Below are 22,160 nucleotides of genomic sequence, written 5' to 3' on the forward strand. Positions count from 1 at the left end.
CAAGTTGCCCGCCCTGCCGCACCTGCAAAAAAACCCCCCTTTCGGTGCTCTTGTGGCTGGCATCACGCGCCATGCCGCGTTAGAACGCCCGCGACCGGATGCGCGCGGTGCAATGGTATGCCGTGCCCATTTCGCGGAGACAGAGAACCAAAAGGCTGGCCATGTCCGATCTGCGCAAACTCATTATCGATGGAAACGAGCTCGAGGTGCCCGGCACCATGACCCTGATTCAGGCCTGCGAACAGGCCGGGATCGAGGTGCCCCGCTTCTGCTATCACGAGCGACTGTCCATCGCGGGCAACTGCCGGATGTGTCTGGTAGAGGTCGTCGGCGGCCCGCCGAAACCCGCCGCCTCCTGCGCCATGCAGGTCCGCGACCTGCGACCCGGCCCGGAAGGCCAGCCGCCGGTGGTGAAAACCAATAGCCCCATGGTCAAGAAGGCCCGCGAAGGGGTGATGGAATTCCTTCTGATCAACCACCCGCTGGATTGCCCGATCTGCGATCAGGGCGGCGAGTGCGATCTTCAGGATCAGGCCATGGCCTATGGCGTGGACTTCAGCCGCTACCGCGAGCCCAAGCGCGCCGCGATCGACCTGGACCTTGGTCCGCTGGTCGAAACCCACATGACCCGCTGCATTTCCTGCACCCGCTGCGTGCGCTTCACGACCGAGGTCGCGGGCATCACCCAGATGGGCCAGACCGGACGCGGCGAAGACAGCGAGATCACCAGCTACCTTGGCGAAACGCTTGATTCGAACATGCAGGGCAACATCATCGACCTCTGCCCGGTCGGTGCGCTTGTGTCCAAGCCCTACGCCTTTACCGCCCGTCCTTGGGAACTGACCAAGACCGAAACCATCGACGTGATGGATGCGCTTGGGTCGAACATCCGGGTCGACACCAAGGGTCGTGAAGTGATGCGCATTCTGCCGCGCAACCATGACGGCGTGAACGAAGAATGGATTTCCGACAAATCCCGCTTTGTCTGGGACGGTCTGCGCCGCCAGCGTCTGGACACCCCCTATATCCGCGAGAACGGCAAACTGCGCAAAGCGGGCTGGGACGAGGCGCTTGCCGCCGCCGCCGCCGCGATGAAGGGCAAAAAGGTTGCCGGCCTGATCGGCGATCTGGTGTCGGTCGAAGCCGCCTTTGCGCTGAAGCAGTTGGTCGAAGGGCTGGGCGGTACAGTTGAATGCCGCACCGACGGGGCGAAACTGCCCGCCGGGAATCGGTCGGCCTATGTTGGCACCGCCAGCATCGAAGACATCGACGAGGCAAAGCATATCCAGCTGATCGGCACCAACCCGCGCGACGAAGCGCCGGTGCTGAACGCCCGTATCCGCAAGGCGTGGACACGCGGCGCCAACGTTGGCCTGATCGGCGAAGCCGTTGATCTGACGTATGATTACGTCCACGTGGGCACCGACCGCGCCGCGCTTGATGGCCTGCTGGGCGGCAAGTTCGGCAAGGTTCTGGAAGAGCCGTCGATCGTCATCGTCGGTCAGGGCGCTCTGCAAGAGGCCGATGGCGAGGCCGTCCTGGCCGCTGCCATGCAGCTGGCCGCTGAAACCAAGTCCAAGTTCATGGTGCTGCACACCGCCGCCGCCCGCGTGGGCGCGATGGACATCGGTGCCGTGACGACGGGCGGGCTGAAGGCCGCCACCGACGGGGCCGAGGTGATCTACAGCCTTGGCGCTGACGAGGTGGAGATCGGAGAAGGTGCCTTTGTCATCTATCAGGGCAGCCATGGCGACCGTGGGGCGCATCGCGCCGACATCATCCTGCCCGGCGCCGCCTATACCGAAGAAAACGGTCTGTTCGTGAACACCGAAGGCCGGCCGCAACTGGCCATGCGGGCGGGCTTTGCCCCCGGCGAGGCCAAGGAAAACTGGGCCATTCTGCGGGCGCTCTCTGCCGGGCTGGGCGCGACCCTGCCCTTCGACAGCATGGCGCAACTGCGCCACGCCCTGATCGAGGCCGTTCCGCATCTGGCCCGGATCGACGAGGTGGCCGAGAACGAATTTGCCCCGCTGAAGGCCAAGAAACTGGGCAAGGCCAGTTTCCGCAACGCGGTCCGCGATTTCTACCTGACCAACCCGATCGCCCGCGCAAGCGCGCTGATGGCCGAACTGTCGGCCGGGGCCAAGGCGCGGCAGGCCACGAAGGTGGCTGCGGAGTAGGGGATGCGGGGGGCGCTTGCCATATCCGCGCTGGCCGTCGCCGCGGCCTGTGCCCCGCAAGAGGGCGCAGAGGTTGGCCGCGCGGCCGCGAACCCGTCTTATCAGGGGGTCGAAACCCGGCTACTGGACGGGGATCTGGTCAATTTCCGGGTGCGCATGGCCGGGGCCAGCGGACCCGAGGACGTGACCAAATACGCCGAATGCGCGGCCGCCCAATACGCCCTGATCCGGGGCTACGGCTTTGCCCGGCACGTGCGCACAACTACCGCCGAAGAGGGTGGAATCTGGCGCGCGGATGCTGTTTACACCATCTCGCCGGCCCTGCCTGACGGGCTGAGGACAATAGACGCCGAAGTGACCGTGGCCGATTGCGGCCAACGCGGTATCCCAACGGTGTGAGAGGACAGACAATGGTAGAATTCTTCACCACGACAAACCTTGGGATCGTCCTGCTGATCCTTGGCCAATGTCTTCTGGTGCTGGTGCCGCTTCTGGTGGCGCTGGCCTTTCTGATGTACGCCGACCGCAAGATCTGGGCCGCTGTCCAGATGCGCAAGGGGCCGAACATCGTGGGGGCCTTCGGGCTGCTTCAGTCCTTCGCGGACTTCCTCAAATACATCGTGAAAGAGGTCGTCGTGCCCGCAGGCGCCGACAAGGGCGTGTTCTTCCTTGCGCCGATGATCTCCTTCGTGCTGGCCGTGATCGCCTGGGCGGTGATCCCGTTCAACGACGGCTGGGTGATCTCGGACATCAACGTCGCCATCCTCTATGTCTTCGCCGTCTCCTCGCTCGAGGTTTACGGCGTGATCATGGGGGGCTGGGCGTCGAACTCCAAATACCCGTTCCTCGGCTCGCTGCGGTCCGCCGCTCAGATGATCTCTTACGAGGTTTCGATCGGCCTGATCATCATCGGGGTCATCATTTCGACCGGGTCGATGAACTTTGGCGATATCGTGGGCGCGCAGGATACCGACTATGGCATCCTTGGCTGGTACTGGCTGCCGCACTTCCCGATGCTGTTCCTGTTCTTCATCTCGGCGCTGGCCGAAACCAACCGCCCGCCGTTCGACCTTCCCGAAGCGGAATCCGAACTCGTCGCAGGCTATCAGGTCGAATATTCCTCGACCCCGTTCCTGCTGTTCATGATCGGCGAACTGATGGCCGTGGTGCTGATGTGCGCGCTGGTCTCGCTGTTGTTCTTCGGCGGCTGGCTGTCGCCCATTCCGGGGCTGCCCGACGGGGTGTTCTGGATGGTTGCGAAAATGGCGTTCTTCTTCTTTATCTTCGCGATGGTGAAGGCGATCACGCCGCGCTACCGCTATGACCAGCTGATGCGCCTTGGCTGGAAAGTGTTCCTGCCGATGTCGCTGGCCTGGGTGGTCATCGTGGCATTCCTTGCGAAATTCGAAGTGCTTGGCGGCTTCTGGGCCCGCTGGGCGATTGGGGGCTGATCCATGACGCAGATCGATTACGGCCGCGCCGCGAAATATTTCCTCCTGTGGGACTTCGTGAAAGGGTTCCAACTGGGCCTGAAGTATTTCTTCCGCCCGAAGGCCACGCTGAACTACCCGCATGAAAAGGGCCCGCTGTCGCCGCGGTTCCGGGGGGAACACGCCCTGCGCCGCTATCCGAACGGCGAAGAACGCTGCATCGCCTGCAAACTGTGCGAGGCGATCTGCCCCGCGCAGGCGATCACCATCGATGCCGAACCGCGCGAGGACGGCAGCCGCCGCACCACCCGCTATGACATCGACATGACCAAATGCATCTACTGCGGCTTCTGTCAGGAAGCCTGCCCGGTGGATGCCATCGTCGAAGGTCCGAACTTCGAGTTTTCGACCGAAACCCGCGAAGAGCTGTACTACGACAAGGACAAGCTTCTGGCGAACGGCGAACGCTGGGAAGCCGAGATTGCCCGCAACCTTGAACTGGACGCGCCCTACAGATGATCCGTTGTGCCCCCAACCATATTGCGAATTTGCGCACATGTCGCCGAGAGGGGGACATGTGATGGGGGCGTGGGGAATCGAAACGCTTGAGAACGACAGCGCCATGGATTTTGTCGCGGACTACGAACAATTCGGTGTGTCGGCACTTGTCCGAGCGATTGCCGAAATCCGTCGGGAGGCATCTGGTGGTTATGTCGAAGTTGATGGCGGGGCAGCGGCACTGGTTGTAGGAGAGGTCGTTGCGGCTGCATTCGGAGCGCCCTCCGATGCTGTGGGTGAATTCGACGCAAATCGCCTCGCAACCCATGCCGCGGATGTGCGGAAGCATCCGGAACTGGTTGTCGCGGCAATCGAGGCGATCAAGCTTTCCAATGGCGACTTGGAAACCTCTGAAAATCTTGGCCTATGGTCCGAAGCGGGGGAGCTTGAGCAGTTCATTACCATTCGCGATGAACTTGTAGCCCGATTGGAGGGCCTGAAATGACCGACGCACCGAACCCCTTCGAGGCCATGATGAAGGCCGGGCAGGACTGGGCAAAGGCCCTGAATCCTGCCCTTGAGTCCTTCACACCCAAAGGGTTCGAAGCGCTGTTTCCCACCATGTCCAAGGACGTGATGGAAAGCTTCTTCGGCAAGGGGATCAACCCCGAGGGGCTTGATGCGAAAACACGGCTTCTGCTGACCCTGATGGGTCTGACGATCATGGGGGCGCAGGCGGAAAGCCAGATCCGGCTGACCGTGCGCCACGCGATCGAGGCAGGGGCCACCAAACAGGAAGTGGCCGAAACCATCGGCCTTGCAGCCATGTTCGGCGGCGTTCCTGCAATGACAAAGGCGATGGAACTCGCCAGCCAAGTGATGGAAGAGGACAACACATGACCGTGGGTGCTTTCATTTTCTACCTCTTCGCCATCAGCACGCTGACCGGCGGGTTGATGACGGTGCTCAGCCGCAACCCCGTCCATTCGGTGCTTTGGCTGATCCTCGCCTTCCTGTCGTCGGCCGGGCTGTTCGTGCTTCTGGGCGCGGAATTCGTCGCCATGCTGCTGATGATCGTCTATGTGGGCGCGGTCGCGGTTCTGTTCCTCTTCGTGGTGATGATGCTGGACATCGACTTTGCCGCGCTCAAGGCGGAGATGGCCCGCTACATGCCGCTGGCCCTGCTGATCGGCGTGGTGCTGATCATGCAACTGGCGCTGGCCTTTGGCGAATGGGGCTTTTCGGACGGGTTTGAAACCCGGCTGGCCGCCCCGGTCGAGGGCGGGATCCAGAACACCGCCGGGCTGGGCGCGCTGATCTACGACAAATACATCATGCTGTTCCAACTGGCCGGCCTGATCCTTCTGGTCGCGATGATCGGGGCGATCGTGCTGACGCTGCGCCACCGCACAGACATCAAACGGCAGGACATCATCGCCCAGATGATGCGCGACCCGGCCAAGGCGATGGAACTGAAAGACGTGAAACCGGGGCAGGGGCTGTAATCATGATCGGACTTGAACATTACCTGACCGTTGCGGCGGCGCTGTTCGTCATCGGCATCTTCGGGCTCTTCCTGAACCGCAAGAACGTCATCATCCTGTTGATGAGCATCGAACTGATCCTTCTCAGCGTGAATATCAACTTTGTCGCCTTCTCGGCGCATCTCAATGACCTTGTGGGTCAGGTGTTCACCCTGTTCGTGCTGACCGTGGCCGCCGCCGAGGCTGCCATCGGGCTGGCGATCCTTGTGTGTTTCTTCCGCAACCGCGGGACCATCGACGTTGAAGACGTCAACGTGATGAAGGGATAATGCATTGAAGGCCGAAGAAAACACCCTTGGCGGAATGAGAGTCATCTCTCGGCAAGATGGACTTGTTCAGCTTCGCTGCAATCGCTGCAATCTGCTACAGATCGTTTCGGAAAACGAAGTGCAATCGACCACATGTGACGCACCGGGTTGCGTTGCGAAAAGAGGACTGTAATTGATGGAAACGACAATCCTTTTCGCACCCCTTGTCGGGGCCATCATCGCGGGCTTCGGCTGGCGGATGATCGGGGAAACGGCGGCCCAATGGCTGACCACCGGTCTTCTGTTCCTTGCCGCGATCCTGTCCTGGGTCGTCTTCCTTGGTCATGACGGCACCACCCAGCACATTGAAATCCTGCGCTGGATCCAGTCCGGCGCGCTGGACACCAGCTGGGGCATCCGGCTGGACCGCCTGACTGCGATCATGCTGATCGTGATCACCACGGTGTCGGCGCTCGTCCACCTGTATTCGATGGGCTACATGGCCCATGACGACAATTTCGAAGGGGCCAACTACAAGGCGCGTTTCTTCGCCTACCTGTCGTTCTTCACCTTCGCGATGCTGATGCTGGTGACATCGGACAACCTTGTTCAGATGTTCTTTGGCTGGGAAGGCGTGGGGGTCGCGTCCTACCTGCTGATTGGCTTCTACTACAAGAAACCCAGTGCCAACGCCGCCGCGATCAAGGCCTTCGTGGTCAACCGGGTCGGTGACTTCGGCTTTGCCCTTGGCATTTTCGGCCTGTTCTTCCTGACCGACTCGATCAATTTCGACGTCATCTTTGCCGAGGCGCCGCATCTGGCCGAAACGCAGCTGCACTTCCTCTGGACCGACTGGAACGCCGCGAACCTGCTGGCCTTCCTCCTGTTCGTCGGCGCGATGGGGAAATCGGCGCAGCTGTTCCTGCACACCTGGTTGCCGGACGCGATGGAAGGCCCGACCCCGGTGTCGGCCCTGATCCACGCCGCGACCATGGTCACCGCCGGTGTCTTCCTGGTGTGCCGCATGTCGCCGCTTTATGAATTCGCGCCCGAGGCAAAGCAGTTCATCGTCTTCATTGGCGCCTCGACCGCCTTCTTTGCCGCGACCGTGGGTCTGGTGCAAAACGACATCAAGCGCGTCATCGCCTATTCGACCTGTTCGCAGCTGGGTTATATGTTCGTCGCCGCCGGTGTGGGCGTCTATTCGGTCGCCATGTTCCACCTGCTGACCCACGCCTTCTTCAAGGCGATGCTGTTCCTTGGCGCGGGGTCCGTGATCCACGGGATGCACCATGAACAGGACATGCGGAACTATGGCGGGCTGCGCAAGAAGCTGCCGCTGACCTTCTGGGCGATGCTGATCGGCACGCTGGCGATCACCGGTGTCGGGATCCCGCTGACCACCATCGGCTTTGCCGGCTTCCTGTCGAAGGACGCGATCATCGAAAGCGCCTATGCGGGCGGCACCGCCTATGCCTTCTGGCTTCTGGTGGTCGCGGCCGCGATGACCAGCTTCTACAGCTGGCGGCTGATGTTCCTGACCTTCTGGGGCACGCCGCGCGGCGACAAGCACACCCATGACCACGCCCATGAAAGCCCCGCCGTCATGACCGCCCCGCTGGGCGTTCTGGCGATCGGCGCGATTTTCTCGGGCATGGTGTTCTACGGGCCGTTCTTTGGTGACCATGATCAGGTGAACAAGTTCTTCGGGATCACCCATGAGGAAACCGTGGCCGATGCCGGACATGGCGAAGACGCCGCCGCCGACGATCATGCCGCCGCCACCGCAACGGAAGAAGGCGATCACGCCGCACCTGCCGCCGACGGTCATGCCGTTGCCGCGCCGGGGCAGGGGGCCATCTATATGGCCGCCGACAACCATGTGATGGACGATGCACACCACGCCCCGAAATGGGTCAAGGTTTCGCCTTTCGTAGCGATGATCCTGGGCTTTGCCCTGTCGTGGATCATGTATATCTGGCGTCCCGAGTGGCCGGCCAAACTGGCCGAGCAACAGCGCCCGCTGTACAATTTCCTGCTCAACAAGTGGTACTTTGACGAACTTTACGACGCGATCTTCGTGAAGCCCGCCAAGGCGCTTGGCCGCATCCTTTGGAAGGTCGGCGACGGCAAGATCATTGATGGCGCGATCAACGGGCTGGCGATGGGCATTGTGCCCTTCTTCACCCGCCTCGCGGGCCGGGCCCAGTCCGGCTACGTCTTCACCTATGCCTTCGCGATGGTTCTGGGCATCGTGGCAATCCTGACCTGGGTGGTTCTCACCGGGGGGGCGAACTAATGCAAAGTCTTCTGTCGATTACCACCTTCATCCCGCTGATCGCGGCCGCCATTCTGGCGCTGTTCCTGCGGGGCGATGACGCGGCGGCCCAACGCAATGCCAAATGGGTTGCGATGATCGCCACGCTGGCGACGTTCCTTGCCTCGCTGTTCATCTTCTTCGGCTTCGACGCCGCCGATACCGGGTTCCAGTTCGTCGAGGAACGCGACTGGATCCTTGGCCTGAAATACAAGATGGGCGTGGACGGGATCAGCGTGCTGTTCGTGATGCTGACCACCTTCCTCATGCCGCTGGTCATCTGGTCGGCCTGGGAGGTGAACACCCGCGTCAAGGAATACATGATCGCCTTCCTGATCCTTGAAACGCTCATGCTGGGCGTGTTCATGGCGCTGGATCTGGTGCTGTTCTACCTCTTCTTCGAGGCGGGGCTGATACCGATGTTCCTGATCATCGGCATCTGGGGCGGCAAGGACCGCATCTATGCGGCCTTCAAGTTCTTCCTTTATACCTTGATCGGCTCGGTCCTGATGCTGGTTGCCATGATCGCCATGTATATGGACGCGGGCACCACCGATATTCCGACCCTGATGACCCATGTCTTCGCACATGAGACCTTTGGTCTGCTGGGAATTCAGGTTGTCGGCGGGTTGCAGACGCTTCTGTTCCTCGCCTTCTTCGCCAGCTTCGCTGTGAAAATGCCGATGTGGCCGGTCCACACCTGGTTGCCGGACGCCCACGTTCAGGCCCCCACCGCAGGCTCGGTCGTTCTGGCGGCGATCCTGTTGAAGATGGGCGGCTATGGCTTCCTGCGGTTCAGCCTGCCGATGTTCCCGGTCGGGACCACGGTGATGACCGATCTGGTGCTTTGGATGTCGGCGATTGCCATCGTCTACACCTCGCTGGTCGCGTTGGTGCAGGAAGACATGAAAAAGCTGATCGCCTATTCGTCGGTCGCGCACATGGGTTACGTCACCATGGGGATCTTCGCGGTGAACCAGCAGGGGATCGACGGCGCCATCTTCCAGATGCTGTCGCACGGTTTCATCTCGGGCGCGCTCTTCCTTTGCGTGGGCGTGATCTACGACCGGATGCATACCCGCGAGATTGGGGCCTATGGCGGCCTTGTGAACCGGATGCCCGCCTATGCGCTGATCTTCATGTTCTTCACCATGGCCAACGTGGGCCTGCCGGGCACCTCGGGGTTCATCGGTGAATTCCTGACGCTGATGGGGATCTTCCAGGTCAATACCTGGGTGGCGCTGGTCGCCACCTCGGGCGTGATCCTCTCGGCCGCTTATGCGTTGTGGCTGTATCGCCGGGTCGTCATGGGTGAACTGGTGAAAGAGGCGCTGAAATCCATCACCGACATGACCGCGCGGGAAAAGATGATCTTTGCCCCGCTCGTGTTCTTTACCCTGCTTCTGGGCGTCTACCCGGCCCCGATCCTTGACGTGATCGGGCCCAGCGTCGCCGCTCTTGTCGACCATGTCCACGCCAGCATTCCGGCCGAGATGATGGCCGATGCCGCAACCGCCGCCGCCGCGCATTAAGGAGAAGGCAAGATGATCTCTGCCGATATTCAGACCGTCCTGCCGGAAATCGTCCTGGCCGTTTACGCGATGCTGGCGCTGATCGGTGCCGTCTACACGACCAAGGACAAGGCCGCCCCCTTCCTGACTTGGGCCACCGCGGGGCTGTTCGTGGTGCTCGCCGGGTGGATCGGCATGAACGGGTCGGGCGTGACCGTGGCCTTTGACGGGGCCTTTGTCGACGATGCCTTCTCGCGCTTTGCCAAGGTGACGATCCTTCTGTCCGCCGCCGCCGTTCTGGTGATGGGGCAGGATTACATGGCGCGCCGGGGTCTGCTGCGGTTCGAATACCCGATCCTGATCGCGCTGGCCGCCGTCGGGATGATGGTCATGGTCTCCGCCGGGGACCTTATGGCCCTCTACATGGGCCTCGAACTGCAATCCCTGTCGCTTTACGTTGTGGCCTCGCTGCGCCGTGACAGTGTGAAATCGACCGAAGCAGGTCTGAAATACTTCGTCCTCGGGGCGCTGTCTTCGGGCCTTCTGCTCTATGGTGCCTCGCTCACCTACGGCTTTGCCGGGACGACCCTGTTCTCGGGCATCATCGAGGCGGCAAGCCACGAACCGTCGCTGGGCCTGCTGTTCGGTCTGGTCTTCCTGATCTCGGGCTTCGCCTTCAAGGTCTCGGCCGCGCCGTTCCACATGTGGACGCCGGACGTCTACGAAGGGTCGCCCACCCCGGTCACCGCCTTTTTCGCAACCGCGCCCAAGGTTGCCGCGATGGGGCTGTTTGCCCGTGTGGTCTGGGATGCTTTCGGTGGGGTCTCCGGTGAATGGCAGCAGATCGTCGCCTTCCTGTCGGTTGTGTCGATGTTCCTTGGGGCCGTGGCCGCCATTGGCCAGACCAACATCAAGCGCCTGATGGCCTATTCCTCGATCGCGCACATGGGCTTTGCCCTGATGGGTCTGGCCGCCGGGTCGGTTCTGGGTGTGCAGGCGATGCTGATCTACATGGCCATCTACGTGACCATGAATATCGGCACCTTCGCCTTCATCCTGTCGATGGAAAAGGATGGCCGCCCGGTCACCGACATCGCCGCGCTGAACCAGTATTCCAAGCGTGAACCGCTCAAGGCGCTTGCCATGCTGGTGCTGATGTTCAGCCTTGCCGGCGTGCCGCCGATGGTGGGCTTCTTCGGTAAACTGTATGTGCTGCGGGCCGCTGTTGACGCGGGCATGGCATGGCTGGCGGTTGCCGGTGTGATCGCCTCGGTCATCGGGGCCTTCTACTACCTGCGGATCGTCTTCTACATGTACTTCGGCAGCGATGGCGATGGTGTCGACACGCGCATGTCGCCGGTTGGCTGGACGATGCTTATGGGATCGGCGCTGATCATGGTCGTGGGCGTGGTGAACCTGTTCGGTATCGAACCGCTGGCCGCCGCCGCGGCCGGGTCGCTTGTCAACTGATCGCAGCCCCGGCGGGCATTGGCCCGAAGGATATGACCGCCTCATCCTTGACGAGGTGGACAGCACCATGGCGGAGGCCGCGCGTCGCGTCGGCCTCCTTGACCGTCCGACATGGATCATGGCCCGCAGGCAGACCGCCGGAAAAGGGCGGCAGGGGCGGCCGTGGTCCGACCCGCCGGGCAACCTTGCCGCCACGCTGATCTTCCGGCCCGAGGCGACCCCGGCAGAGGCCGCGCGGCGGTCCTTCCTTGCCGCGAACGCCCTGCTGGAATCTCTGGCCATCTATACCGACCGTGGCGGTCTGGCGCAGAAATGGCCCAACGACGTGCTGCTGAACGGCGGCAAGGTCGCGGGTATTCTGTTGGAAAGCTCGTCCGGCGGGCCCTTCGTCAACTGGCTGTCGATCGGCGTGGGGGTAAACCTGCGCCACCCGCCCGCCGCCGTCCGGAACGCCACCTTTCGCCCGGTCAGCCTGCTGGACGAAGGCGGCGAACCCGTCGCGCCCGAGGTCTTCCTGACCACGCTTGCCTCGGCCTATGCCACGCAGGAACGGAAGCTGTCGCAATTCGGCTTTGGCCGCATCCGGGCCGACTGGCTGCGGAACGCCGCCAGACTGGGCGAGGAAATCACCGCCCGCACCCCGCGTGAAGAGGTCACGGGCCTGTTCGACACCGTGGACGAGGACGGCAACCTTGTGCTTATCACCGCAACCGGACCCCGGCGGATCGCCGCGGCCGATGTGTATTTCTAGGGGACGGCCATGCTGCTGTGCATTGATACCGGCAATACCAACACCGTGTTTTCCATCTGGGACGGGTCGCAGTTCATTTCCACATGGCGCACCTCGACCGAGCATCAGCGCACGGCGGACCAGTATTTCGTCTGGCTGACCACCCTGATGCAGGCGTCGAAAATCGACGTGACGATTGACGAAGTGATCATCTCGTCGACCGTGCCGCGCGTGGTGTTCAACCTGCGCGTCCTGTGCGACCGGTATTTCAACTGCCGCCCTCTGGTTGTGGGCAAACCCGAATGCCTGCTGCCGGTGGATCCGCGCGTCGATCCGGGTACAAGGGTCGGGCCGGACCGTCTAGCCAATGCAGTCGGCGCTTTTGACCGGCACGGCGGCAATTGCGTGGTGGTCGATTTCGGTACCGCAACCAACTTTGACGTGGTAGCCGAAGATGGCGCCTATGTGGGCGGGGTGATTTCACCGGGTGTGAACCTCAGCCTCGAAGCCCTGCATCAGGGCGCTGCGGCCCTGCCGCATGTTGATATTTCCCAGCCAGAGCGGGTGATCGGCACCAACACGGTGGCCTGTATCCAATCCGGGGTTTTCTGGGGCTACGTGGGCCTGATCCAGGGGATCATCGCCCGCATCAAGGATGAATATGGACGGCCGATGAAGGTCGTCGGCACCGGGGGGCTTGCGCCCCTCTTCGCGCAGGGGGAAGCCCTGTTTGACACAATTGAAGATGACCTGACGATGCACGGGCTGACCGTGATCCACAGGTTCAACAAGGAAACTCAATGAGTAATGAACGACTGATTTATCTCCCCCTCGGTGGCGCGGGGGAGATTGGGATGAACGCCTATGTCTACGGCTACGGCAAGCCGGGCAAGGAACGGCTGATCGTGGTCGATCTGGGCGTGACATTCCCGGATATGGACACAAGCCCCGGCGTCGACCTGATCCTGCCCGATATCTCGTGGCTTGAGGCCCGCAAGGGCCAGATCGACGGGATCTTCATCACCCACGCCCACGAAGACCACATTGGCGCGATTGGCCATTTCTGGGATCGTCTGGGTGCGCCGGTCTATGCCCGTGCCTTCACGGCCCATCACGCCCGCCGCAAGATGGAAGAGATGGGCCAGCCAGAGGCCGCCGTCCACACCGCCAGCCCATGGCCCGAGGTGACGCAGGCCGGCCCCTTTACCGTGGGTTTCGTGCCTCTGTCCCACTCCATCCCCGAAAGCGCGGGTCTGGTGATCGACAGTCCGGCGGGCCGGGTCGTCCATTCCGGCGACTTCAAGATCGACCATACCCCGGTCGTCGGCGAACCTTTCGACGAGGCCGTCTGGGAAGAAATCGCCAAGGCGGGGGTCAAGGCACTCGTCTGCGACTCGACCAACGTCTTCTCGCCCGAGCCCGGCCGGTCCGAGGCCGGGCTTGCCGACCCGATCGAGGCCTTCATGCGCGACGCGACCGGGATGGTCGTGGCAACCACCTTTGCGTCGAACGTCGCGCGTCTGAAGACACTGGCCGAAGCCGCGAAAAAGGCGGGCCGGTCGGTCTGCCTTTTGGGTCGCGCCATGCGCCGCATGGTCGAGGCGGGGATCACCACCGGCGTCCTGTCGGATTTCCCGTCGACCATCTCGCCCGAGGATGCGGTTTCTGTCCCGCGCGAAAACCTGTTCCTGCTGGTCACCGGCAGTCAGGGCGAACGGCGTGCGGCCTCGGCCCAGCTGGCGCAGGGCAAATACCTTGGGATCAGCCTGAAGGACGGCGACACCTTCCTGTTCAGTTCCAAGACCATTCCCGGAAACGAACGCGGCGTAATCAAGATCATGAACCAGCTGTCGGAAATGGGGGTCGACGTGGTCGACGACCGGGGCGGGCTGTATCACGTATCTGGCCACGCCAACCGGCCTGACCTTGAAACCATGCACCGGCTGATCCAGCCGCAGATCCTGATCCCGATGCACGGCGAACACCGGCATCTGCGCGAACACGCGAAACTGGGCACGGCCAAGGGGATCGAAAGCGTCGTCGCGGTGAACGGGATGATGATCGACCTGACCGGCAACCGCCCCGAGGTGGCCGACTACATCGAAACCGGCCGCACCTATCTGGACGGGTCGGTGAAGATCGGCGCGCTGGACGGGATCGTACGCGACCGCATTCGCATGGCCCTGAATGGCCATGTCGCCGTGTCGCTGATCATGGATGAAAACGACGACCCGCTGGGCGATCCGTGGTGCGACCTGATGGGCCTGCCGGAACAGGGCCGGGGCAATGAACCGCTGGCCGAGGTTCTGGAGGCGGAACTGGCGCAATACCTGATGCGGGCCGGGGACAAGACCCTGACCGACGACGACAAGCTGGAAAAGGAAATCCGGCAGACCGTGCGCCGCGCCGCCCAGAACGAGATCGGGAAGAAACCCGAGGTGACGGTCATCATCAGCCGTCTTGGCTGACGATCGAAACCGACCAAGGGTCGGTCGCAAAGGGCCAAGCATGGGCATAACGGCGGGCGTTTCCTGTAAGTCAGGAGGAGCCCGCCATGACCCATCACGCCCAAGACCTGATCGACCTTGACCGCTACCCGATCCACGACCCTGCCCGCCGCAATGCAGTAATTGCCCCCGTGCGCGACAGCCTGCGCCGGGACGGCTGCGCGGTGATCAAAGGGTTCCTGCGGCCCGAGGGTGTCGCCGCGATCTGCGCCGAGGCCGACGCCGTGGCGCATCTGGGCCATCACAGCCGCAACCGCACAAACGTCTATTTCACAGCCGACAATCCGGACCTGCCCGACACGCATCCGGCCCGGCGCTTCTTTGACCGGTCGAACGCCTTCATCCCCGCCGACAATTTCGGCACGGATGGCCCGCTGCGCACGGTCCATGATTTCGCGGCGTTCGAGCCGTTCATCAAGGACTGCCTGGAAGAGCCGAAGTTCTACCGCTACGCCGACCCGCTGGCCGATGTGATCGTGAACACGGCCGGAGAAGGCAACGGGTTCCCCTGGCATTTCGACACCAACAATTTCACCGTCACATTGGCAATCCAGAACGCGGAAGAGGGCGGGGAGTTCGAATATGCCCCGAACATCCGCCGCGAGAACGAGAACCTGGACGAGGTGACGCGGGTCTTGGATGGCACCTCGGACAAGGTCGTGTCGCTGCGGCTGGAACCGGGCGATCTGCAACTGTTCCGGGGACGGTATTCCCTGCATCGGGTAGCGCCCCTGCGCGGCGACAGGCCACGCCATGTGGCGATCTTCAGCTATGTGGAAGAACCGGGGATGGTCGGCGCGCCCGAACGGACGCGGCAACTCTACGGTCGCGTCCTGCCGATCCATCTGGAACGGGCCGGACAGCGGGCCGATGCGCTGATGGACTAGCGCGCGGCGTCGGTCAGGTTGTCGACGATCCGGGAAAGCCGGTCAGACAGGGCGCCGGGAAAGGCGGCGGTGAGGGCCGTGGATAGCGACTGGTAATACCAAAGCGTCCCGGCCTTTCCGGCGGTGAACCGGTCAAAGACATCCGGACCGACAGTGTGAAGGTCTTCAAGGATGGTGGTGACATTGTGGACTTTGTCCGCGCAGGTCACCAGCAGGGCGTCGCCCTTGCCGGGGATCGCTGCGATATAGGCGTCCTTGCGTTGCTTCCACGGGGCCTTCGCGTCGCCGTCGCTATCCGAACAGGCATAGACCATATCGGCCACGCGATCGCCGAATTGGGCACGGATCGCCTCGCCGGTGGCATGGCCGCCCGCATCTTCGACCGCGTCGTGCAACAGGCCCGCAATGGCCTGATCCTCGTCCCCGCCATATTCGATCACAAGGGCAGAGACGGACAGAAGGTGAGACAGGTATGGGATGGCCGTGACCTTGCGGCACTGGCTGCGATGCAACCGCGCGGCAAGGCACAACGCATCGTCGTAACGATGTGTCAGCATAGTGTTTTCCAATGTTTGGGAAGGTTGGGTGGGCCAAAGCCCACCCTTGTAAGATAGGCGTTCCGGTCAGGAACGCAAGGACGGGCCTATCCGGTCCGCCGTTCGTCAAAGCTCAGTCGGATGAAGGCGGGGGCGTCGTCGCCCATGCCGACGATCTGGCGGTCATCACCGCCACGGCCGCCCTTGCCACCGCGATTGCCCCGGTCGCCCCGATCCCCACGGTCACGGCGCGGCTTTTCGGCCTGCGGTTCTGCTGCGGGTTCCACGGGCTTGGCGGCCTCTTGCGGGGCGGCGGCCTGTTCCTGCGCCGGGGCGTCGTCCTTCTTGCGCGACCGGGACCGGCTGCGCCTGGGCTTGTCTTCGCGCGGGGCGTCGTCCCGTGCCTCGGCCGCAGGGGTGCCCAGCGGGTTTTCGATGCGCGGGATTTCCTTCTGGATCAGCTTCTCCACCGCATCGAAATACTTTTCGTCGCGGGGATTGCAGATCATCATCGCCTTGCCCGACCGACCGGCCCGGCCGGTGCGGCCGATCCGGTGGACATAGTCCTCGGCGTGGCTGGGCACGTCGAAATTGAACACGTGGCTGACCGCCGGAACATCCAGCCCGCGGGCCGCCACGTCCGACGCCACCAGCAGGCGCAGCTTGCCGTTGCGGAAATCGTCCAATGTCCGGGTCCGCTGGCTTTGGTCCAGATCGCCATGGATGGCAGCCGCGTCATAGCCGTATTTCTTCAGGCTCTTGGCAACCACATCCACATCCATCTTGCGGTTGCAGAAGATGATCGCGTTGGTGCAGGCCTCGCCCTCGCCGTCGATCAGGGCGCGCAGCAGGGCACGTTTTTCGCTGTCCGCCTTTTCCCGGCGCGAGCCTTTGAACATGACCACGGCCTGTTCGATCGTCTCCGAGGCGGTGGCCTGACGGGCAACCTCGATCCGGGCGGGGTTCGACAGGAAGGTGTTGGTGATCCGCTCGATCTCGGGCGCCATCGTGGCCGAGAAGAACAGTGTCTGCCGAGTGAAGGGTGTCAGCCCGAAGATCCGTTCGATATCGGGGATGAACCCCATGTCGAGCATCCGGTCGGCCTCGTCCACGACCATGACCTTCACGTCCGACAGGATCAGCTTGCCCCGTTCGAAATGGTCCAGCAGGCGGCCCGGCGTGGCGATCAGCACGTCGACGCCCTTGTCGATCAGCGTGTCCTGTTCCTTGAACGACACGCCGCCGATCAGCAGCGCCTTGGTCAGTTTCACATGCTTGGCATAGGTGTCGAAGTTCTCGGCCACCTGCGCGGCCAATTCCCGCGTCGGGCACAACACAAGGCTGCGCGGCATCCGTGCCCGCGCGCGCCCGCGTGCCAGCATGGTGATCATCGGCAGGGTAAAACTTGCGGTCTTGCCGGTGCCGGTCTGGGCGATTCCCAGAACATCGCGGCCTTCGAGGGCAGGGGGGATGGCCCCAGCCTGAATCGGGGTAGGGGTTTCGTAGCCGGCCTCTTCAATGGCCTTGAGAACCTTCTTATCAAGGTTCAGATCGGTGAATTTGGTCATATGCGTCCGTTCTAGGCGGCCCGACGGTTCGGGCGGCAGGTGATGGGACGCGAAATTCCGGGCGCCCCGCGATCGTCTTGGCCCATTATCGGGCCACGCGCCGCTGCCTAAACCTTTGGGCGCAAAAGGTCAATCAATACGGGGGAAACCCGCCATTTTCGCAGGGCCGGGTTGTGCGTTTGACACTGGAATGCACGGGGCCAATCGGGTATCGGGGCGCCAAGCATCCGGAAGGGGACCAAGATGGCACAGAAGAACGGGCTGACCTATGCCGACGCAGGCGTCGATATCGACGCGGGCAACACGCTGGTGGAGCGGATCAAACCGGCGGCGAAGGCCACCGCGCGGCCCGGCGTGATGTCCGGCCTTGGCGGCTTTGGTGCGCTGTTCGATCTCAAGGGCGCGGGCTATGTCGATCCGATCCTCGTGGCCGCCACCGATGGCGTCGGGACCAAGCTGCGCATCGCGATCGATACAGGAAACGTCGACACAATCGGCATCGACCTTGTCGCCATGTGCGTGAACGACCTTGTCTGCCAAGGCGCAGAGCCGCTGTTCTTCCTGGACTATTTCGCGACCGGTAAGCTGGAGCTGGATCAGGCGACCCGGATCATCGAAGGCATTGCCAAGGGCTGTGAACTGTCCGGCTGCGCCCTGATCGGCGGCGAAACGGCGGAAATGCCCGGCATGTATCACAAGGGCGATTTCGACCTCGCGGGGTTCGCCGTGGGCGCGATGGAACGCGGCACGGACCTGCCCGCCGGTGTGGCCGAAGGTGACGTACTGCTGGGCCTTGGGTCCAACGGTGTTCATTCGAACGGCTATTCGCTGGTGCGCAAGGTGGTGGAACTGTCCGGCCTTGGCTGGGACGCTGCCAACCCCTTTGGCGATGGCACGCTGGGCGAGGCGCTTTTGGCCCCCACCCGTCTTTACGTCAAACAGGCGCTGGAGGCGGTCCGCGCGGGCGGCGTTCATGCGTTGGCCCATATCACCGGCGGCGGCCTGACCGAAAACCTGCCCCGTGTCCTGCCCGAGGGTCTGGGCGCCCATATCGACTTGTCCTCTTGGGAGTTGCCGCCGGTGTTCCGCTGGCTGGCGGAAACCGCCGGTATGGCCGAATCCGAACTTCTGAAAACCTTCAACTCGGGCATCGGGATGATCCTTGTCGTCGACGCGGGCCGCGCCGACGCGTTGGAAGCCCTGCTGCGGGACGCGGGCGAAACCGTCAGCCGCCTTGGCACGGTCGAACCGGGCGAAGGCGTGCGCTACTCGGGTGCGCTTCTGTGACGAAACGGGTCGCCATCCTGATTTCGGGCGGCGGGTCCAACATGGTCACGCTGGCCGACAGTATGCGCGCCGACGATCACCCGGCGCGGCCGGTGCTGGTTCTGTCGAACGATCCGCAGGCGGGCGGGCTGGCCAAGGCGCGGGCGCTGAACATCCCGACCTTTGCCGTGGATCACCACCCCTTTGGGAAGGACCGTGCCGGGTTCGAGGCGGAACTGAACCGCGTGTTGGAAAAGGCGCGGCCCGACATCATCTGCCTTGCCGGGTTCATGCGCATCCTAACCGCCGATTTCACGGCGAAATGGGAAGGGCGGATGCTGAACATTCACCCTTCGCTTCTGCCGAAATACAAGGGGTTGCACACCCATCAGCGCGCCATCGACGCGGGCGATACCGAGGCCGGCTGCACCGTGCACGAGGTGACCGCCGCGCTGGACGACGGCCCGATCCTTGGTCAGGCGCGGGTGCCGATCCTGCCGGGCGATACGGCCGATGATCTTGCCGCGCGGGTTCTGGTGCAGGAACACCGCCTGTATCCGGCTGTTCTGCGCCGCTACGCCGCCGCCGACCGGACCCCGGTTTTCCTGAGCGGCGAGATCAACGCCCCTTCGTAGGATTTCAGGCAGGGACGCGCCGTTGGCGTGTCCGCCGCGTTCAGTTCGGGAAAGAGGGCGGCGATTTCCGCCCGCGCTTCATCCGACATCATCTCGATCGCCTCTGACCCAAGATGCAGGGATTCCGCCGGGCAACCCTCGGCATAGATCACCTGATGTCCGTCAAGGATCATGTGAAAATAGGTCACCTTGGGGCAGGGGGTTTCACGGATCGTCCGGCCGTTCACAAGGTGTTTGGCCGCCGCCAGAACCTGTGGATCGCCGAACAAAAGCTCGGCTTGCCAATCGCGCACCAGCATCCGGTGTTGTGGCGACACGCGCAGGCGGCGGTAATTGCCAAGGGCCCCCGCCTCGATCGTGATCGGGGCCATAGCGCCATAGCCGGGAACGGTGCTGGACCCGATCCAGAGGATCGGCATCAGCCCGTCATCCATCGTCTTGACCAGATCGCCAGCCTTCAGCGTCTCAATCGGCAGCGGTCCCATGTCCGTCTCGATCAGCGTCCCTCTGGCGAAACAGGGGAAGGTCGGCGGGGTCGAAGGCAGGCTTGAAAACTGGAATTCCTGATACCGGCCCGGGTCGATGCCCGGCCCGATCTGGTGGCTTGGGCTGGTGACGCCGTCAAGGTCGATAACCAGCGCGGTGCCGTCGTCCCCTTCGATGATCAGGTGGTCCGCAGATGTGGCCCGCCCGTTATAGTCATCGGTGTTGATCGTGTAATCGGAATAAAGGGGGACCTCCGGGTCACTGGTCGGCGGGTAAGCATAGACCGAAATCGTCTGCCCGGTGACAAAGCCGGTGACCCCATCAACAACGTCTTCGACCACGATCCGGAAGACATCCGTCGCGCTGCCAAGCGAACCGCCGCCATCAAGGGTGACCTTGGTGCCGTTCGAACTTCCGCTGACTGATACCGACGAGAAGAAACCAATCTCGTCGCCAGTCACAAATAACTCGACTGTGGACAAGACACGCTCCGCAACCTGCCCCCCAGGATGCGTGACGCCATAATAAGTACAATTTTTCGAAAATACAACCTAAAGGCGGACCGCTGGCAAAATTCGCCTGATTCCCGGCTCTTTCCAATTCCGGCGCATTCAAATATCAAGCATCAAACCATTTGAGATGATGCAGGCCATATGAAGACGATTACCACGACCGAGGCGCTGGCCGAGTTTTGTGAGCGCGCTGCCCAGCACCCCTATGTAACCGTTGACACAGAGTTTCTGCGCGAACGCACCTACTACTCCAAGTTGTGCCTGTTGCAGATGGCCTATTCCGACGCGGATGGTGGTGATGCGATCCTAGTCGATCCGCTGGCCGAAGGGCTGTCGCTTGAACCGGTCTATGACCTGTTCCGCAACCCCGACGTGGTCAAGGTGTTCCACGCCGCGCGGCAGGATCTTGAGATTTTCTATGTCGAGGCCGGGCTGATCCCCGAACCGCTGTTCGACACGCAGGTCGCGGCGATGGTCTGTGGCTATGGCGAACAGGTCGGATATGAAACGCTGGTGCGCAAGATCGCCAAGGCGGAACTGGACAAATCCTCGCGGTTTACCGATTGGTCGCGCCGCCCGCTGACCGATGCCCAGCTGACCTATGCGGTGGCCGACGTGACCCACCTGCGCCAGATCTACGAGGTGCTGTCCAAGCGGTTGGAACAGTCGGGCCGCGCCCGCTGGGTGGCCGAGGAAATGGCCGTTCTACGCGACCCGGCCACCTATGTCACCAAGCCAAGCGAGGCCTGGGAGCGGATCAAGACCCGCACCAACAGCCCGAAATTTCTGGCCGTGGTCAAGGAACTTGCCCGGTTCCGTGAAGGCTATGCCCAATCCCGCAACATTCCGCGGACCCGGGTGTTCAAGGATGACGCGCTGATCGAACTGGCCTCGACCAAGCCTGCGTCGGACAAGGATCTTGGCCGGTCCCGCCTGCTGCTGCGCGAGGCCCGGAAGGGCGAAATCGCCGAGGGTATTCTGGCCGCCGTGAAGGTCGGCCTTGAAACCGCGCCCGAAGACATGCCGCAGCCCGACCGCAGCCGGGAAAAGCTTCAAGTCAACCCGGCGCTGGCCGATCTTCTGCGGGTGCTGCTAAAGGCGCGCGCCGACCAGGAGGATGTGGCGCAGAAACTGATCGCAACCTCGGCAGATCTGGATCTGATCGCAGCGGGCGAACGGGATATCCCGGCGCTTAAAGGATGGCGCAAAGAAGTGTTCGGCGATGCGGCCATCGCGCTGTGCAATGGCAAGATCGGCCTTGCCACCAAGGGCCGCAAGGTCGTCACCTTCGATCTGGACTAGGATCAGCGGCTGGCGCTGCGGCTGTTGGAGGCACCCCGGACGATGATCCTGCGGATGCCCGCCAATTCGTCCGCGCTGATCGGTTCGGCCACGGTGATCCGGCGGCTTTGCGCGGGGCCGTCGGTGGTGAATTCACCGGGGGCCTCGACCCGGAAATCATAGGTGGCGGTGCCGTTTTCGACCGACACAAGAACCAGTTCCGCGTTGAAATACCCCTGCCGCGATGCCGTGCCCGTGGCCCGCAGGATCGCCCCGCTGGGCGACCGCAGCACCTCGACCACATCGACCGTCGCGATCAGCACGCGGCCATCCACAACCTGAACGCTGCGACCCTCGGGAACCAGCGGCTTGATCTCTTGCGGGGTTGTCGCCTCGGTTGCCTGCCGGTTGCCGCCGAACCAGTTCATCGGGTTCATCCGGCTGTCGGCAAGACGGGCGCAGCCGGACAACGTCAGGGCAAGGCAAAGGGCGGTCACGGCGGGGCGCAGCATGGGCGGGCCTATCGGTTGGATCTTTCTGGGGAAAAGGCCTAG

22 protein-coding genes are annotated in these 22,160 nt (G+C 62.8%); 18 read left to right on the forward strand and 4 right to left on the reverse strand.

Features of this window, described 5'->3' with window-relative positions:
• Positions 1 to 161: 161 nt before the first annotated feature.
• The 15 genes from nuoG (at position 162) to EU803_RS11690 (ending at position 15,322) form a co-directional block, all read left to right on the forward strand.
• Positions 162 to 2,180: an NADH-quinone oxidoreductase subunit NuoG gene (nuoG, locus tag EU803_RS11620; RefSeq protein WP_129682980.1), complete on the forward strand. Its 2,019-nt coding sequence runs from the start codon at positions 162 to 164 to the stop codon at positions 2,178 to 2,180.
• Positions 2,181 to 2,183: 3 nt separating this feature from the next.
• Positions 2,184 to 2,579, forward strand: a complete 396-nt coding sequence (locus EU803_RS11625) for a hypothetical protein (RefSeq protein WP_129682982.1) — start codon at positions 2,184 to 2,186, stop codon at positions 2,577 to 2,579.
• An 11-nt stretch (positions 2,580 to 2,590) separates the two neighbouring features.
• Positions 2,591 to 3,631 carry an NADH-quinone oxidoreductase subunit NuoH gene (gene nuoH / locus EU803_RS11630; RefSeq protein WP_129682984.1) on the forward strand — a complete coding sequence of 347 codons (1,041 nt, stop codon included), beginning with the start codon at positions 2,591 to 2,593 and terminating at the stop codon, positions 3,629 to 3,631.
• 3 nt (positions 3,632 to 3,634) lie between these two features.
• Positions 3,635 to 4,129, forward strand: a complete 495-nt coding sequence (gene nuoI, locus EU803_RS11635; RefSeq protein ID WP_129682986.1) for an NADH-quinone oxidoreductase subunit NuoI — start codon at positions 3,635 to 3,637, stop codon at positions 4,127 to 4,129.
• A 61-nt stretch (positions 4,130 to 4,190) separates the two neighbouring features.
• Positions 4,191 to 4,613, forward strand: a complete 423-nt coding sequence (locus EU803_RS11640) for a DUF4259 domain-containing protein (protein WP_277985708.1) — start codon at positions 4,191 to 4,193, stop codon at positions 4,611 to 4,613.
• A complete protein-coding gene (locus EU803_RS11645) occupies positions 4,610 to 5,008 on the forward strand; it encodes a carboxymuconolactone decarboxylase family protein (protein WP_129682990.1) in 399 nt (132 codons plus the stop codon). The genes EU803_RS11640 and EU803_RS11645 overlap by 4 nt, the downstream gene beginning before the upstream one ends.
• The gene (locus EU803_RS11650) at positions 5,005 to 5,613 is read left to right on the forward strand and encodes an NADH-quinone oxidoreductase subunit J (RefSeq protein WP_129682992.1); all 609 of its coding nucleotides are present in this window, start codon (positions 5,005 to 5,007) and stop codon (positions 5,611 to 5,613) included. Before EU803_RS11645 ends, EU803_RS11650 begins: the two co-directional genes overlap by 4 nt.
• 2 nt (positions 5,614 to 5,615) lie before the next feature.
• Positions 5,616 to 5,921, forward strand: a complete 306-nt coding sequence (nuoK, locus tag EU803_RS11655; RefSeq protein WP_129682994.1) for an NADH-quinone oxidoreductase subunit NuoK — start codon at positions 5,616 to 5,618, stop codon at positions 5,919 to 5,921.
• Positions 5,922 to 6,096: 175 nt separating this feature from the next.
• Positions 6,097 to 8,199 carry an NADH-quinone oxidoreductase subunit L gene (gene nuoL, locus EU803_RS11660; RefSeq protein ID WP_129682996.1) on the forward strand — a complete coding sequence of 701 codons (2,103 nt, stop codon included), beginning with the start codon at positions 6,097 to 6,099 and terminating at the stop codon, positions 8,197 to 8,199.
• Entirely contained in the window at positions 8,199 to 9,749 is a 1,551-nt protein-coding gene (locus EU803_RS11665; protein WP_129682998.1) for an NADH-quinone oxidoreductase subunit M, read from the forward strand. Before nuoL ends, EU803_RS11665 begins: the two co-directional genes overlap by 1 nt.
• A gap of 12 nt (positions 9,750 to 9,761) precedes the next feature.
• Positions 9,762 to 11,198, forward strand: a complete 1,437-nt coding sequence (gene nuoN, locus EU803_RS11670) for an NADH-quinone oxidoreductase subunit NuoN (RefSeq protein WP_129683000.1) — start codon at positions 9,762 to 9,764, stop codon at positions 11,196 to 11,198.
• On the forward strand, positions 11,188 to 11,949 hold the full coding sequence (locus EU803_RS11675; protein ID WP_129683001.1) for a biotin--[acetyl-CoA-carboxylase] ligase: 762 nt from the start codon (positions 11,188 to 11,190) through the stop codon (positions 11,947 to 11,949). The genes nuoN and EU803_RS11675 overlap by 11 nt, the downstream gene beginning before the upstream one ends.
• 9 nt (positions 11,950 to 11,958) lie before the next feature.
• A complete protein-coding gene (locus tag EU803_RS11680) occupies positions 11,959 to 12,732 on the forward strand; it encodes a type III pantothenate kinase (RefSeq protein ID WP_129683003.1) in 774 nt (257 codons plus the stop codon).
• Complete coding sequence (locus EU803_RS11685) at positions 12,729 to 14,396, forward strand: ribonuclease J (RefSeq protein WP_129683005.1); 1,668 nt, start codon at positions 12,729 to 12,731, stop codon at positions 14,394 to 14,396. The genes EU803_RS11680 and EU803_RS11685 overlap by 4 nt, the downstream gene beginning before the upstream one ends.
• An 86-nt stretch (positions 14,397 to 14,482) precedes the next feature.
• Positions 14,483 to 15,322: a phytanoyl-CoA dioxygenase family protein gene (locus tag EU803_RS11690; RefSeq protein ID WP_129683007.1), complete on the forward strand. Its 840-nt coding sequence runs from the start codon at positions 14,483 to 14,485 to the stop codon at positions 15,320 to 15,322.
• Here EU803_RS11690 and EU803_RS11695 read toward each other — a convergent pair.
• Both EU803_RS11695 and EU803_RS11700 read right to left on the reverse strand, forming a co-directional pair.
• On the reverse strand, positions 15,319 to 15,879 hold the full coding sequence (locus EU803_RS11695) for an HD domain-containing protein (RefSeq protein WP_129683009.1): 561 nt from the start codon (positions 15,877 to 15,879) through the stop codon (positions 15,319 to 15,321). The two genes, EU803_RS11690 and EU803_RS11695, sit on opposite strands and share 4 nt — an antisense overlap.
• Positions 15,880 to 15,965: 86 nt before the next feature.
• Positions 15,966 to 17,426 (reverse strand): DEAD/DEAH box helicase, encoded by a 1,461-nt coding sequence (locus tag EU803_RS11700; protein WP_129683011.1) that lies wholly within the window; start codon positions 17,424 to 17,426, stop codon positions 15,966 to 15,968.
• 243 nt (positions 17,427 to 17,669) lie between these two features.
• Here EU803_RS11700 and purM point away from each other — a divergent pair, with 243 nt between their 5' ends.
• Positions 17,670 to 18,713: a phosphoribosylformylglycinamidine cyclo-ligase gene (gene purM, locus EU803_RS11705; RefSeq protein ID WP_129683012.1), complete on the forward strand. Its 1,044-nt coding sequence runs from the start codon at positions 17,670 to 17,672 to the stop codon at positions 18,711 to 18,713.
• Entirely contained in the window at positions 18,710 to 19,327 is a 618-nt protein-coding gene (gene purN / locus EU803_RS11710) for a phosphoribosylglycinamide formyltransferase (RefSeq protein WP_129683014.1), read from the forward strand. The genes purM and purN overlap by 4 nt, the downstream gene beginning before the upstream one ends.
• Here the strand turns inward: purN and EU803_RS11715 are convergent.
• Entirely contained in the window at positions 19,267 to 20,274 is a 1,008-nt protein-coding gene (locus tag EU803_RS11715) for a Hint domain-containing protein (protein WP_129683016.1), read from the reverse strand. The two genes, purN and EU803_RS11715, sit on opposite strands and share 61 nt — an antisense overlap.
• Positions 20,275 to 20,466: 192 nt before the next feature.
• Between EU803_RS11715 and rnd the strand changes: the two genes are divergently transcribed.
• Positions 20,467 to 21,627: a ribonuclease D gene (gene rnd / locus EU803_RS11720; RefSeq protein ID WP_129683017.1), complete on the forward strand. Its 1,161-nt coding sequence runs from the start codon at positions 20,467 to 20,469 to the stop codon at positions 21,625 to 21,627.
• Between the two features lie 2 nt (positions 21,628 to 21,629).
• Here rnd and EU803_RS11725 read toward each other — a convergent pair whose 3' ends face one another.
• Positions 21,630 to 22,118: a hypothetical protein gene (locus EU803_RS11725; protein ID WP_129683019.1), complete on the reverse strand. Its 489-nt coding sequence runs from the start codon at positions 22,116 to 22,118 to the stop codon at positions 21,630 to 21,632.
• Positions 22,119 to 22,160: the final 42 nt, after the last annotated feature.

The organism is Loktanella sp. IMCC34160 (genome assembly GCF_004145845.1).
GTDB lineage: Bacteria > Pseudomonadota > Alphaproteobacteria > Rhodobacterales > Rhodobacteraceae > SELP01.

Coding starts and splice junctions, on each gene's coding strand:
- nuoG (WP_129682980.1), top strand. CDS start 162: ATGTCCGATCTGCGCAAACTCATTATCGATGGAAACGAGCTCGAGGTG.
- EU803_RS11625 (WP_129682982.1), top strand. CDS start 2,184: ATGCGGGGGGCGCTTGCCATATCCGCGCTGGCCGTCGCCGCGGCCTGT.
- nuoH (WP_129682984.1), top strand. CDS start 2,591: ATGGTAGAATTCTTCACCACGACAAACCTTGGGATCGTCCTGCTGATC.
- nuoI (WP_129682986.1), top strand. CDS start 3,635: ATGACGCAGATCGATTACGGCCGCGCCGCGAAATATTTCCTCCTGTGG.
- EU803_RS11640 (WP_277985708.1), top strand. CDS start 4,191: ATGGGGGCGTGGGGAATCGAAACGCTTGAGAACGACAGCGCCATGGAT.
- EU803_RS11645 (WP_129682990.1), top strand. CDS start 4,610: ATGACCGACGCACCGAACCCCTTCGAGGCCATGATGAAGGCCGGGCAG.
- EU803_RS11650 (WP_129682992.1), top strand. CDS start 5,005: ATGACCGTGGGTGCTTTCATTTTCTACCTCTTCGCCATCAGCACGCTG.
- nuoK (WP_129682994.1), top strand. CDS start 5,616: ATGATCGGACTTGAACATTACCTGACCGTTGCGGCGGCGCTGTTCGTC.
- nuoL (WP_129682996.1), top strand. CDS start 6,097: ATGGAAACGACAATCCTTTTCGCACCCCTTGTCGGGGCCATCATCGCG.
- EU803_RS11665 (WP_129682998.1), top strand. CDS start 8,199: ATGCAAAGTCTTCTGTCGATTACCACCTTCATCCCGCTGATCGCGGCC.
- nuoN (WP_129683000.1), top strand. CDS start 9,762: ATGATCTCTGCCGATATTCAGACCGTCCTGCCGGAAATCGTCCTGGCC.
- EU803_RS11680 (WP_129683003.1), top strand. CDS start 11,959: ATGCTGCTGTGCATTGATACCGGCAATACCAACACCGTGTTTTCCATC.
- EU803_RS11685 (WP_129683005.1), top strand. CDS start 12,729: ATGAGTAATGAACGACTGATTTATCTCCCCCTCGGTGGCGCGGGGGAG.
- EU803_RS11690 (WP_129683007.1), top strand. CDS start 14,483: ATGACCCATCACGCCCAAGACCTGATCGACCTTGACCGCTACCCGATC.
- EU803_RS11695 (WP_129683009.1), bottom strand. CDS start 15,879: ATGCTGACACATCGTTACGACGATGCGTTGTGCCTTGCCGCGCGGTTG.
- EU803_RS11700 (WP_129683011.1), bottom strand. CDS start 17,426: ATGACCAAATTCACCGATCTGAACCTTGATAAGAAGGTTCTCAAGGCC.
- purM (WP_129683012.1), top strand. CDS start 17,670: ATGGCACAGAAGAACGGGCTGACCTATGCCGACGCAGGCGTCGATATC.
- rnd (WP_129683017.1), top strand. CDS start 20,467: ATGAAGACGATTACCACGACCGAGGCGCTGGCCGAGTTTTGTGAGCGC.
- EU803_RS11725 (WP_129683019.1), bottom strand. CDS start 22,118: ATGCTGCGCCCCGCCGTGACCGCCCTTTGCCTTGCCCTGACGTTGTCC.